We start from the raw sequence: 14,174 nt of genomic DNA on the forward strand, positions 1-14,174 counted from the left end.
CTTGATTCATTAAGAAAATGTTTTTTCACGATAAAATACAAACAAAAAAGACCCCGCAGGGTCTCTTTTGCACTCTATGATATTAGTTTGTAATTACCGGATGTTCAAGCAATTTGTAGAGCATTTTAGCCAGCTCTGCACGGGTTACTGGACCTTTCGGGTCAAAGCGGTTGCCACCCTTGCCGTTAATCAAGCCCAGCGCTTTGGCTTGGCCTACGGCAGCTTCAGCCCAGTCGGAGACTTGAGCTGCGTCGGCAAAAGCTGCCGGGCTCACTCCTGTCGCCGATGTCTTCTTCATCTGCGCTGCCAGCTTGACCAGGACAACTGCCGCTTCTTCACGGGTAATGCGGTCACCAGGGCGGAACTTACCGCCGCTGCCCTGCATAATTCCCAGCTCTGCTGCTTTGGCAACAAATGCGGAATAGTAAGCATTTGACGCTACATCTGCAAAAGTGGTGCCAGCCTGGGAGGTTTCCTTCGTTAATGACCGTACCGCCAGAATTGCAAAATCCGCACGGGTAATATCTTGATTAGGCCCGAAATGTGTTTCATCGATGCCGGTAATGATATGTTTGGCTGCCAGTTTGGTGATGAATCCATCTGCCCAGCCACCGGTCAAATCTACGAACTGCTTGTGATATTCCATAATGACGAATTCAGCAAGTTGTTCGGTTGAGAAGCTTACGGTGGATCCGTTAAACTGACCACCGATATATTCGGCTTTTCCAGCATTCAACTTGTATACACCAGCATAATCCGGATTCAGCTGTTTCTTCTGTTCATCGGTCAACGTCCGTATGATCGTAATCGGTCCTCTCATTTCACGGAGCACGGTCTCGGACTGTCCCTTGATCAGCGTCATTCCCAGAGTGAAGACCAGTCCGTTAGAAGTGAACTCCCCACGGCTGCCGGATGCCTGCTCCAAGCTAGTCTTGATACTTGGATTCACGGTAGTGTCAATGTTTACGACTAGCTTATCGGCTCCCGCGATGCTCTCAGGCAAGGATGAGCTTGGCAGTGTTACTACGGCTAAAGGTGAGAGGATCTCAATGGTCAGCTTACGGTCTTTGACATCCTGCATCGCCGCCGAATCCACTTGTAATTTCGAACTCTGAAGTGCACCAGATGTACCTTTCAACTGAATCTGAACTTTCCCGTCAGCTGCTTCCACTGCGGCTTTCTTCAATGCTTCATTAGTAACGGTGTAAGTCCCGTCCGCTGCTGGCCCTACCTCAATTACACCTGGCTTAGCTTCAGGCGTGGTAGGCTTTACAGGGGGAACCGGAACCTGCGGCTTGCCTTCGGATGAGCTGTTCCCAGGATTGCTCGGTTGTCCTCCAGCATCATTCGCGGTACCGCTGTAGAATCCCCAGATATCAGACAGCGTACTACCCGTGTGATCATCTTCCGCTTTTACGTACCATTGCAAGTAGCTGTTCGGGTTAAGAGCGTTCCAAATCACCGAAGTCTGATTACCGCTCTCTACATTCTGGTTGCTTCCAATCAGCTGGTCCGTATAGACTCTTACGCCAAAATAATCGGTAGCCACGCGTTTGGTACGCGGCTGAAGATCCAGGTCCAGTGAGAATTCATCCTTGCCTTGATACTTTGGATCCTCAGCCGGATCATAGAAATTATATTTATCCAGATACGGAGAATACGTCTTAATGTGAAGCTTGTTATTCTTCATATCAAACTGCATCAGGCGAATATACCCAAGCCCGCCTTCCGGCGCGCCTTGATAATCGGCCAGCATTTGATAGACTTTGCGGTCGGGCACTTTGTCCCCGTTGTCATCAATTTCATCCACTTTAAGCTGGGCATCATGATAATGTCCGGATAGCGTCGCAAACACATTTTTATTCGGAATAACCACTTTCTCATAGATCTTATCCGCAATAGGTGCCCGGTTGTTCGAGACCAGCATATACTCATGCAGACATAGAATGGCCTTTCGTTCTGGATACTTGGATACGACTTCATTCATCCATTCAATTTCTTTGTCTCCAAGTCCCCAACCCATATAGACGATAATAAAATCATTTCCTCCAGCAGACACGAGATCATAGTGACCCCGGTTGTTCTCGTATGAACCGGCGAAGGTAGGCATATTCTTGAAACGGGCATCACCAAAATACTCCCAGTATTTCGTATAGTCGTTCTCCTGATGGTTCACGTCATGATTTCCCGCAAGGACTCCATAGGAAATTCCGGCATCTTCAAGCACTTTCATGTCTTTGTCGGCTTCCTGCCATTGATATTCCTGATACGATTTATCAACAATATCCCCTGTATGGATCACATATTTCAAATTAATCTTGTCTTTATTGTCCGCAATCCACTTTACATTCTTCTGATAAATATAAGGGAAGCTTTGGGAGTAATATTGGGTATCGGACATCCATACAAACGAGAAATCATACGGATCTTCGGAAATAGGTCCTGATTTAGCGGCGGCTGGGGAGGCGATCTCGTCCTGCACCAACACTTGAATGACTTGCCCGTCAGCATATTTGCCGGCGTTAACTGTAGCTTTAAGCTGGAAATCCTCAGTTCCGGCAATTACATGATCAAGCTGCTCCCATTTGCCGGAAGATTTGCTCCAGGCATACAAGCTCACTTTCCGACCTTCGAACGACTTGCCCTTCCATTCGATCTCTACCTGATCGCTAGGCTTCACCGAAGGATCAAGCTTAACCTCAAACCGCTGGTAAGGAAATTGCTCATCAGAATCATTAATCAGATACTTACCATCCACTTTGCTGATTTGAGCGTATTCTTCAGCCGTCATGGCCTGCTCTCCTGCTGGAATCTTGTCTTTCGGTGGCTCGGTTACGGACGCATTCTTATAACCCGTAAATCCTTCAGTGCGGTTAGCGTCATATTTGAACCCTTTATAGAAGCTGATCTTCATTTTGTCGTTTGTCGGGTCCTGCACCTTGACGGTTAACTTCGCACTCGTTCCCAAGCTGATCTGCCCTTGGGCAGGAGCCACTAATTCAGGCGCTAACGGGTTCTCGTTAGGAACCTGAAAGGTTACCTTCTTCTCGGCGGTGTTGCCAATTTTGTCATTAGCCTTTATAGATAATTCATGTGCTCCCGGCTTCATGGCCCCGGAGGTTGTAGCATACGTCAGTTGGATAACTTTACCGTCCAGCTTCACTTCAACTTGATCCACACCAGCAAACGCATCTATAATTTCGGCATTGATCGTAAAGGCTCCCCGGTACTCCTTGCCCTCTTCCAGATTCGGTTTAATGGATGGAGGCGTATTGTCAACAGTCACCTTGGCTGCAATGGACTTACCTTGATTCTCAACTTTTATCTGGTGTACCCCATCCGCAAAGTTTTTGGTATCCCAGCGGTATGCCTTGGACTCCAGCATGGAGGTTGTCAGGTTGAATCGGAAGCCAATCGATTCGGATTTGCCGGCACTGTCGCCCATTTTAATTTCTTTGTCTGGTGTGCTGTAAGCCGGGTCCCATACCTCCGTTCCGTCGGCGAGCAGAAGACGGACATTTCTGATTTCAAAATCATCTTTATTCTCCTCTGGCCGAGGATCAAACGGAGATGACTTCGAACCCGCACGGATATAGATGACATTGTCTGTACCAAGCTTCAGCCGGTCTGAATCAATTGGATAAGACAAGGTCGTATACGTTGGAATCGGGTCCATAAAGGTATACAAGATCGTCTCCTCTTCCTTACCTGGAACAGGCTCCCCCATCGTCACCGCGTTTTTGAAATAGTAATCGACATTCTTGGCATCAAAGACAAAATACGCATTATGCTCAAGTGCTGTATACGTTCCCTGAGTGACTTCATTGCCATCTATACTTAGCTTAAGAGTACCCGGGTCCGTCCCATGCGCTGTTCCTTTCAACGTGAGGGTATCTTTGACCAAGTCCCCATCCTTGAAGTTTAGGCGGAGAGGTTCTTGACCTGGCCCTCCTGTGATGGACACCTCTCTAGTATCCGACTCTGTAACATGGGTTCCATCTGAAGCAGCAAAATAGTAAGTAAGAGTTTTTCTCCCGATCAAATCCGCAGATGACAGCTTGTAGTGATAAAGGCGGTCGCTGTAGTCCTCTGACAAATTATGTTCTACGTAATCCTGTTGTTTATCTGATTTAATGTAGATTTTCACGGAGATGACCTGCTTGTCATCCCTGGCATCCACCTTGAGGTCCAAAGCTCCAGACTGATCAATCGAGGTTAAACCCGTCAGATCTTTGACGGTGGGTGCAGCTAGATCCGGCTCGACATGCACAGGGCTGGACGGTACGGAGTCAGGTTCCACGCCAGGAACAGCTTTAACCAGGCCAGAGCTCGTTTTGATCATTGAGGTGCCGCTGACCGGATATTTGTACAGAAGCGCAGTATTTTCCTTCGTCTCGTCTCCCTTGGAGCCGCCCTCATATACCGTATCTGCATCATAATAAGCGGCTGAGATTTCTTTCTCTGTGTTCGTCTTAATTACGATAGCACGGCGTCCGCTGTTGGCCATTCCCGCACTATTAATCGTAAATAGACTGCTATCCTGGACAAGCGATGTATTGTAAAAAGTGTTGAAATCATCAGCTGTGTAGCTGTCATTTGTTCCATTTTTAATCCAGAATACAACCGATTTTCCGGCGGGAATTACGAATTGTTCTTTATTAGACGGCCATTTCACATCGGCCTGGACGCCGGAGTCAGGATAGCGGTAATAAATTTTATAGTTATTAAAATCAATCGGCTGGTCCGTGTTATTGTAAACCTCGATGAATTCATAAGCGTCAGATGATGTTCCCGGAACATTGGTGGTATTAGGTACCACCTTAGTCACGAGCAGAACCGGTGCTTTGGATGAGTCAAACCCAGGAAGATTTACGTTCACCGAATATGCCTTCTCGGTTGAATTCACACGGATCTTATAGTCCAGCTTGGATTCGGCCAGTGCGGTCCCGGGAATAACCGCCGAATATTCATCCCCACCCTTGCGAGGGAATGGAATGACCGTATACCTCGCCTGGGAAGGAGTTTTATACAACAGCTCAGCCGTTAGTCCGCTGCCAGACGGTTCTGCCTGGTTCAGGATCTGGGCGGTTACAGGCAGATCCTTCAGACCCTCGGCATTGGCCGCAGGCACATGGGTAATCTGGACTGTACCCGTACCAGGCTGCTCGGGAGTAGAAGGCTGCGCTGGAATTTGGGATTCCAGCGGCTGGCCCGGAGTAGCGGGCAGGGACTCCGGCTGGGACTCCATCATCATCTTGGTGCTTCCGTCCACGGGATAACCGAAGCGGATACCATGATTGGCCTTTGAATTCCCGGCTGCGATCGTATATTCCGCCTCAACTACATCTACCCCCTGCTTGTTGCGTATGATCAAGGAGCGGGTTCCTGTATTCGCCATACCGCTGCCGCCTTGCAGGCGGAACAGATTTCTTCCTTCTTCCAAAGATGAGGTGTAATCCGTATTGCTGTAGTTTGTGTTAAAGTCGCCTGCACTCAATCCTTGGTTGCTGCCGTTCTGAACCCAGAAGACAACTGCCTGACGGGATGGAATTTTTACGCTGGTACCCGGATTAACCGGCCATTCGGTCAGTTTAGAACCATTTTTGTAGTAGAAACTATATTGACTAAAATCCACTTCCTCCGTGGTATTGTTATACACTTCAATCGATTCATAGCCATCAACCGAGCTGCTGGATGGAGTCCCATCCGGTAAGATTTCCGGCACATTGTTCGTATCAGGAACAATCTGCGTGATCAGCAGAGACGGTAGTTTGGCCTGCTCTGCGAGCAGCTTCGGTGCCCCGTGAATAGCTACCGTGTATGTAGGCGACAGATCAGGCTTGGCCTGCTCATCACTGGCTTCGATATGGTAGGTCAGTGTGGTTCCGTTTAACTTGTCTTGGCTGATGCTGGCCGTGTAGATGCCGCTTCCTGTCCGTGTAAGTACAATAGACTGCTCAGGCTTTCCGTCTACAGAGAAATACACAACAGCATTTATCTGCTCTGTTCCCCCTGTAATAACAGCGCTTATCAGATAATCGGCATGCTGTTCAACCGTCACGGCTGGCGTATGCTCAATCTTTAGAGTTGCGAGCGGCTCTGCCGCTTGCTCTGAATTGTCTTTCGCAGGAACATCTCCCTCTGTTCCTGGGCCGGCCGATTCATCCACGGGCCCGCCTGGAGCGGTAACTGAAGGTACATTGGAATTCGCCTCATCTGCCGCCCCTGCCGCAGGAAACGCTGACCCAAGCACCATGCTGCTGATCATCACAGCGGATAACCACCGGCGTAAATTTAGACTCCTGCTGTTCAAAACTCTCTCCCTCTCTCAATAGATGCCTTAATTTAGTCCTTCGACAAATTTTCCGCCTGGACATTTCTTCATATTAGGCAATCCATGTTCCGGGAACATAAAACCAGGGTCAAACAAATGTTAATCTGATCCTTCCATGTCTCCTATTATTAACTCTAAGTTAACAATAAAGCTTGCAAGAGCTTCGGCTGGCGGCCACCTGCTTATGCAAGCTTCACTAATACAGTTTATGTGGATGAGACGGGGCCAAACACGGGAGCCAACTTGGAATGGGATAACTGCGGTCCAAGCCCGAAATATTCACAGAAGTTCATGATCATTGGCTTCCATTTTGCCGGGTCAATATAGCTAGAAGAAGCATCCATAAGAAGATTTTGTTCAACATGGACCCTGTGAACCCGCATTTCTATAGCAACAAGGGAGCTTGGTTCCTCAACAGAATGTATCTTCACAAGTTTAGCCTCCAGATGGACCGGACATTCCTTCACCCGCGGTGCCCGGACAAGTTCAGCGGGCAGCGGGGTCAGACCGGATACACCGAATTTATCAGCCTCAAAGCGGTAACCCCGCCCTGCTTTGGATTCAGGGACCGGATTCCTTCCAGTTAGTAAGGTCAGCCGGTCAATTGCGGGAATCAAATCAACGGATGGGAGATTGAGTACACATTCCTGTTCCCGGATAATATTCTGAACGGTCTGGGATTTGCTGCTGAGGCCAAGCATACAGGACTGGTTAAGCCACCATGCCGAAGACATCGGTGCCAGATTAGCCGTGCCATCCTCATTCAACGAGCTTATTAATACAACAGATGTACCGAAATACAATATTTTAGGTTCGATTACAGTATGCATGTCACTGCCCCTTCTTTTCTCAAATTCAGGATTACCTTAACACAGGCGGTGGGCTGATGTGTTGGAATCGGGAATAAGACCGCAAGATATCAAAATATAGAATTAAAACAAAGCCGCCTGGATCTAAATTCCAGACGGCTGCTGCATTTATTTTTTAATTGGAATTAAGCCCCTCGAATGAATAAGGATGACGATCGCCTCTTCACGGCTTCATGGGGACTCCTGACCTTCCAGATTCTTCAGCTCATGAACCGCTTGCCTAGTCTTCATGATCTTCTCCATTGAAGAATCAACATCAAGCGAAGCGTATACGTAATAAAGCACATCAATTAGAAACAGCTGGCTGTGCCGGGAACTGGTAGCCGTGCTTCGGACCTTTGCTTCGGGCGCGAGGGATGTAAACAAATTGAAATCACTCATATCAGACAGGTTGCTTCGCCCAAACCCGGTGATACTCACGGTAGTCAGCTCGTTCTTTCTGGCAAATTTCATAAGTTGAAGAACCTCCGGGGTGGCCGCGCTATATGAAACGCCAATGAACACACTGCCCTTAGGCGCGGTGGACATAGCCATGGTCAGAACATGCACATCCCGGAATGAGTACACATTTTTACCCAGACGCAGCCATTTCTGTGAGATATCCTCGGCGACCAGCGCGGAAGCTCCTACACCAAAAGCAAAGATTACCGGTGCCTTGTACAACTCCCTGGCCACCTCTTCAATAACTTTCACATCCAATTGGCCGACTGTATCTTTCAGCGACTGAACCGCGTTGGAAAGTATTTTATCCACTAGATCTGTAGTATTCTCGTTCTTGTTCAGGTCATAGTAGCCTGATTTCTGCTCCTGAGCCAGGTCCGCGGAGAGCGCAACCTTGAGCTCCGGGAAGCCCTTCAATCCGATAGTGCGGCAGAAACGCACTACAGACGCGCTGCTCGACTGGCACTGCAGGGCCATCTCTTGAACGGACATAAAGACCACGTCATCTGGAGCTGCGAGAACGAACCTGGCTACCTTTTGCTCGGATTGCGTTAATTTAGGAAGCACATTTTCAATTCGGGATAAAATTTGACCAACACCCAACAGTAACGCCTCCATATATTAATCCAGAATTAAGGTGAGTTTCCCTTATCAGGTAATCCTATCTTATCTGCCTTTGTCCATCGTGACAAGGAACTTAAATGGATGTCCGCTTCTTTGCAGGAAAGGCAATAATGGGATATCCCATTCATCTACATAACCAATAACATTCACACGTTCGTCCGCCGGGAGCGGGTTAAGCACAATCTGGAACTCGCCTTTGTAACGCTTGTAATTATCGTTATCCAACGTAAGAGCCCCCGTTGGCCGCTCCACACAGTTCTCTGGCTCAATAGCGGCGCTATAGCTCCTGCGCGCATCCTCTGAACGGATCACATCTCTGGCTATGTCGGGACGATTATGATGCACCTGCGTCCAGACATGTGACGGTCTCGCCCCATGAACTCTGAGCAGGACCACCCCCTCATTCCAGGCAATAAATTGCTGCATGGTCGAATCACTAAGAGATAAATCTCCGATGAGAATATGGTCAACCTTGCCGCTCTGATAGAGCTCCAGATAACTTGCAAAAGGAGATTGTCCCCGGTGCTGTTCCAGTGTGGGAAGTCCTTCATGGAGAGGGCCCCGCAGCTCCCCATCCCCGGGAATGAAAGCCGCAACCTGCAGCCCTTGATCCTGCAGCCAGGCGTTACGATTGGTGAAGCTGTCAAAGTCCAGTCCCGTCTCCGGTCTTGGATAATAATTGTGCCACGCCTGAAGCGACGAGAAGTCCGCTCCTAGCTCCCTTAGCTCGCTCAGGAATTCCTGGTCTATGGTACTGGCGTTGAACGCCACCAGCCACTCATGACTCAGCTCGGCAATTTCACGGCTTCCCATGCCATAATCAATGCGAAGACCCGTAACTCCGCTTGACTTCAGCTCGGCGAGGGAGAAATTCTCGAAGGCCCGCGGGGAGACATCGGCCATGAATATCATCCCGTGCTCACCCGCAAAGCTCCCAATCCGGCCAAGTGGCTCCAGCAAATCGAGCGGGTCCTCTTCTGGCATTTGAAGTGACGTGAAAATATACCGAAAGCCGTGTTCGTGCATATATCCGAGATAATCTAATGTTGTCTCTACCGGTTGTTCCGTTAAAGACACGAGTACTCCGTTCACCTGTCTAACACCTCTTTCATGATATGAATCCACCTACAAGAGCTCTATACGCCCTTTGGCTGCCTCGCTTCTTTTGGAACACCAAATAGAAACGTGCACAAAAAGCCAAAGATGTAAGCGGTTACGAGGCCGAGTAAATAAACCCACCATTTGCCGTCAGCGATCAAGAGCAGCATCTCAACCCCGCTCGCCCCGATGGTAATCGCCCCCACATTGCCGAAATAGCCAATCATCGCTCCCCCAAAGGCTCCGCCAAGACAGGCTGTGACAAAAGGCTTGCCGAGCGGAAGTGTGACTCCATAAATGAGCGGCTCCCCTATGCCTAACACCCCAACAGGCAGTGCCCCTTTGATGATATTCGTAAGTTGTTTGTTCTTGTAACAACGAACCCAAAGTGCCAGGGCCGCGCCTACTTGGCCTGCCCCTGCCATGGCAAGAATCGGCAGCAGTACCGTCATTCCCGTCTGGTTAATGAGCTCAATATGGATCGGTGTCATGATATGATGCAGCCCGAGCATGACCATGACCAGCCATATCCCGCCTAGAATGAATCCGGCAAAGGCTCCCCCGACCGACAAAATCCAATTGACGGCGATCAGCAGGTTGCCCGCCACAAAACCAGCAAACGGCATGATCAGGAAGATGGTTATAAGACCTGTAATGATAATGCTTAGGAACGAAGTAACAATTAAATCAATGGAGTTCGGTATAACCTTGTGTAATCTTTTCTCAATCCAGGCCAGAATCCATACAGCGAGTACTACGCCTATAATACCACCCTGTCCGGCAATGAGCGGTTCCCCCGTGAACAGATTGCGAATCGGAAGCTCCGGCTTCATTCCCGTAAGAAGTGTAGCCCCGCCAATCAATCCCCCTAGCGATGGACTTGCGCCGAACTCGCGGGCGGAATTGATGCCGACAAATATGGCCATGTACGAGAAAATCCCGTTCTTGATGACATTTAGGATCAGATTGAACTGGCTCCAGCTCTCGCCGCTGAGATAATGCGCCGTAATCAGATTGGAGATAACTGCCGTAATTCCTGCTAACAGACCTGCAGCCACGAAAGCAGGCGCTAAAGGAATAAATATATTGGAAATGGATTTCAGGAAGTTCTTGACAGGCGTGTCATTCCGTTTGGAATATTTCTTTTTGTTCTCATCAGCTATCCGGGAAACCTCTTCTTTACTGGACAACTTCGGCTCTTGTATCGCATTATCGCTTCTGAGAGGAATCGGTTCACCCAGTTCAACCCCGCTAATCACCGCAATCTCACCAGCAACTTTCTCAACAATCCCCGGCCCAACAATCACCTGCAGGGTGGATTCCTCAATAACGCCAATCACACCCTGGACCTTCTTCAGCTTCTCCACGTTAGCAAGCTCATCTTGTCTTAAAGTAATGCGCACCCTTGTCATGCAATGCGTTACCCGTTCTACATTCCCGATGCCCCCTACGGCTTCCAGAATATTTAAGGCCAGCTCTTTCTCTTTCCCCATGACTACAGCTCCTTCTTATGCTCGATTGCCCTGCGGATAAAGCCTTGAGATTCCGTTAATTTCCCCTTCGCTTCCTCATAGTCCAACCCGGTCAGAAGCATTAATATAGCCAGCTTGACCTGATGCCTGCTGCGCTCATAGTATTCAGCCGCGGTCTCCTCATTGCAGCCGGTAATCTGGCTAATCATCGTTTTGGCTCTTCTCATCAACTTTTCGTTGGTGGGCTGCACATCCACCATATAGTTGCTGAACACCTTGCCCATCCCGACCATCGCAGCCGTGGAGATCATATTCAGTACCATCTTTTGCGCTGTGCCCGCCTTCAACCGGGTTGAACCGGTTAGAATTTCCGCTCCCGTTACAATTTCAATCGGGTACTTAGCGTAGCGGCTAATCTCAGCATTGGCATTGCAGGATAAGCTGGCCGTTGATGCCCCGACCTGATTCGCATACTTGAGCGCACCAATCACATATGGAGTTCTTCCACTCGCCGCAATACCAAGTACAGTATCTTCCTTAGTCAGCCCGACCTTCTCTAGATCCGCCCTTCCCAGCTCAGGTGAATCTTCCGCGCCCTCAACTGCCCTGTAGATCGCGGTCTCTCCACCGGCAATGATTCCCTGGACCATCTCAGGATCAGTTCCAAAAGTAGGGACACATTCAACCGCATCAAGGATGCCCATCCGGCCACTGGTTCCAGCGCCGATATAAATTAGCCTTCCCCCCGCCTGGAAGCTCTTGATCACGGTTTGTGTTACACGCTCAATTTCCCCCAGCTTCTCCCTAACAGCCAGTGATACCTTGGCATCCTCCTCCTGCATCAGCTTTAATACTGACCATGTGCTCAGTTGATCCAAATCCTGTGTGAGCAAGTTTCTGCCTTCAGTCGTTAAATTTTCAATCAAGAAGCTCCTCCTCCAATCACCGTGATAAAAGCGCTTTCTCTTTGTAAAATCAGTTTACATCTTTTGAAATAATATTTCAATAATGATTATATATTTTTGAAATATTATTTTAAACAAACCTCTAATTTTGTGCCCACGATAACAAAATAAAGCGCCAGCCCAAGGATGCTCCCTGGACTGACGCTTTGCTTACTTTTTTTGCTCTGAAGCGGCACAATTTGCTGTATGATTACTTGCCTTTAAGCAGGCCCCTTACTCCAGCACCTATATATACGCATTCGGCCAGTTCATCAGGGCCGGGTGCTTCTGCTGCCCGCCTCATCCAGCCATGCTTGCAGACGGGCGGCATCCTCAATCTCTCCTGGGATAATCCGGCTGATCCTCCCGGACCTGTTGATAATATAAGTCACCGGCAGGCTGTGTGCCTCATACAGGCTGCTTATCCTTCCAGTTACATCGATAATAACCGGAAATTGAAACTCATGACTCTTAAGGAACTGGGTTACTGTTCCCTTGGCTTCCCCAGCATTTATGAACCAGGCTTCGGTCTTGTTCTTGTCTTTGTCAATAACCTGCTGAATCAGCGGCATTTCTTTTACACATGGCTTGCACCAGGAAGCCCATATATTTAACAATACCACTTGACCTTCTGAATCCGAGAGCCGTACCTTGTTCCCCAGAGAATTCACAGCCTCGAAATCGGGAGCTTTCTCCCCAAGTCCGAGTCTAACCTTGTCTTGCTCAGATCCAGCTTTGTTCAGAAAGTGGCTGACTGAATACAAGACACCCGCGATCGCGGCCACCCCAATCACGAGGGTTATAACACGTCGCGCTATTAACCCGGAACCGTTCAACATCACCTTCACCCTCCGTTCCTTACAATCCTAGACTAGAGTTGAAGGCATCTTGAACAGAGCCATACTTCTCCTTAATGCTGGCGGTTGTTCCTTCCCCAACAATCCCGCCCCCATTCATGAAAATAATGTCGTCCGCCGCCTCCCCCGCAAGATCAAGCTGATGTGTGGAGAAGAGCACCGTATGCCCCTCCTGCTTAAGATCATGCAGAAGCGTGGTAAGCTCTCTCATCCAATAGGGGTCTAATCCGTTTGTCGGTTCATCCATAATCAATAAAGGCGGTTTGGCCAGGATGGCTTGGGCAAACAAAACGCGCTGTTTCATTCCCTTGGAGAACGTATTCACAAGCAGGCCGCGCTTGTCTGCGAGTCCAACCAGCTTAAGCACCTCAGTGACTCTAGCCTGCGGCACCTGCCGCAGCTCAGCCCAGAAGGACATCACCTCACCTGCTGTCAGACTCTGATTAAATTGGTAATCATCCGGCATATAACCGATATGCCGGGCATATCGCCTTCGGTCCTTCCTCCAATGTACATGATGGACGGTGATCTCACCCACTGTTGGCTGCGTAACTCCAGCCAGCATTCTCAGCACAGTGCTTTTCCCCGCTCCATTGCCACCACATAGAGCAACCACATGACCTTTCCTCAATTGAAACGTTATATTCTGAACCAACGGCTTCTTTCCAATTACTTTAGAGACACCCGATACTTCCGCCGCAATATTATCCACGGGTACGCCCCCTCTCCCAAATCCAATACACAAGGCCGATCGAGGCAATGATCCAGACCAGACATACTCCGGCAAATATGTAGCTGCCTCCCGGCTGCTCAATCCAGTCCACCCACCTGTAATACGACGGCCCTAATACAGAGCCTCCGCCAAGCTTAATAATGACAAAGAGACGGACCAGTTCGGCGGGGTTCAAGATCGTGAGTGCCACTAACACAGGTTTGATCCACACGTAGGGCAGCCAGCCCAGAAAACCGATCAGGAGGGAATTCCAGCCGATCACCGCAAAGAACCAGAGGGACACCGAAACAGTCAAGGCCTGCCAACGGTTGCTGCAGCAAGAACCAACTACCATCGCTACAGCTAGAAATAGGAGTACCAGTCCAATAGAGAACACGACAAACAAATAATAAGTGAGCAGGCCAAAAGGATGGCCGGTAATCACGCCAACTACACCCATAATGCCATAACCAAAACAGACAATGGCGAGCAGCATCGCGGCCAAACCGATATATTTTCCGGTAATAAATGACAGCGTACTTAATGGGTAGGTTGATAACAGCTGCCAGTTGCCATCTTCCTTCTCGGAAGTAAGAGAAAAGGAACCCAGAAACAAGGTCATCAAGGGCAGCAGATACAGAATGAGGTTTAGCATGGAGCCTGTGGCTCCTGTATACCCTTCCATAAAGCTCTGAGAGTGAATCATCAACAGGCTGATACTGAATATCGTAAATAAGAGGAGAAAAGAGTACGCCCATGGGTTTCGGAATCCTGACTTAATCTCCCGCAGCGCGACCTGCAACGTATCATTCATGGTCCACCC

The 14,174-nt window shown here is 49.0% G+C and carries 9 protein-coding genes; all 9 read right to left on the reverse strand.

The features are described from left to right. Window positions 1-82 precede the first annotated feature (82 nt). The 9 genes from BN6628_RS14065 to BN6628_RS14105 all read right to left on the reverse strand — a co-directional run bounded on the left by BN6628_RS14065 (window position 83) and on the right by BN6628_RS14105 (window position 14,165). On the reverse strand, window positions 83-6,313 hold the full coding sequence (locus BN6628_RS14065; protein WP_148449279.1) for an S-layer homology domain-containing protein: 6,231 nt from the start codon (window positions 6,311-6,313) through the stop codon (window positions 83-85). Between the two features lie 227 nt (window positions 6,314-6,540). Beyond that, window positions 6,541-7,164: a flavin reductase family protein gene (locus tag BN6628_RS14070; RefSeq protein WP_068618444.1), complete on the reverse strand. Its 624-nt coding sequence runs from the start codon at window positions 7,162-7,164 to the stop codon at window positions 6,541-6,543. Window positions 7,165-7,374: 210 nt separating this feature from the next. Continuing rightward, complete coding sequence (locus BN6628_RS14075; RefSeq protein ID WP_162272655.1) at window positions 7,375-8,247, reverse strand: MurR/RpiR family transcriptional regulator; 873 nt, start codon at window positions 8,245-8,247, stop codon at window positions 7,375-7,377. Window positions 8,248-8,310: 63 nt separating this feature from the next. Beyond that, the gene (locus BN6628_RS14080) at window positions 8,311-9,360 is read right to left on the reverse strand and encodes a DUF871 domain-containing protein (protein ID WP_068618448.1); all 1,050 of its coding nucleotides are present in this window, start codon (window positions 9,358-9,360) and stop codon (window positions 8,311-8,313) included. Window positions 9,361-9,404: 44 nt separating this feature from the next. Further along, a complete protein-coding gene (locus tag BN6628_RS14085; RefSeq protein ID WP_068618450.1) occupies window positions 9,405-10,859 on the reverse strand; it encodes a PTS transporter subunit EIIC in 1,455 nt (484 codons plus the stop codon). A gap of 2 nt (window positions 10,860-10,861) precedes the next feature. After that, complete coding sequence (murQ, locus tag BN6628_RS14090; RefSeq protein ID WP_068618452.1) at window positions 10,862-11,764, reverse strand: N-acetylmuramic acid 6-phosphate etherase; 903 nt, start codon at window positions 11,762-11,764, stop codon at window positions 10,862-10,864. Between the two features lie 290 nt (window positions 11,765-12,054). Next, a complete protein-coding gene (locus BN6628_RS14095; protein ID WP_068618454.1) occupies window positions 12,055-12,621 on the reverse strand; it encodes a redoxin domain-containing protein in 567 nt (188 codons plus the stop codon). A gap of 19 nt (window positions 12,622-12,640) precedes the next feature. After that, window positions 12,641-13,351 (reverse strand): ABC transporter ATP-binding protein, encoded by a 711-nt coding sequence (locus BN6628_RS14100; protein ID WP_068618456.1) that lies wholly within the window; start codon window positions 13,349-13,351, stop codon window positions 12,641-12,643. Next, the gene (locus BN6628_RS14105) at window positions 13,344-14,165 is read right to left on the reverse strand and encodes an ABC transporter permease (RefSeq protein WP_068618458.1); all 822 of its coding nucleotides are present in this window, start codon (window positions 14,163-14,165) and stop codon (window positions 13,344-13,346) included. Before BN6628_RS14105 ends, BN6628_RS14100 begins: the two co-directional genes overlap by 8 nt. Window positions 14,166-14,174: the final 9 nt, after the last annotated feature.

The organism is Paenibacillus tuaregi (genome assembly GCF_900086655.1).
GTDB classification, from domain to species: domain Bacteria; phylum Bacillota; class Bacilli; order Paenibacillales; family Paenibacillaceae; genus Fontibacillus; species Fontibacillus tuaregi.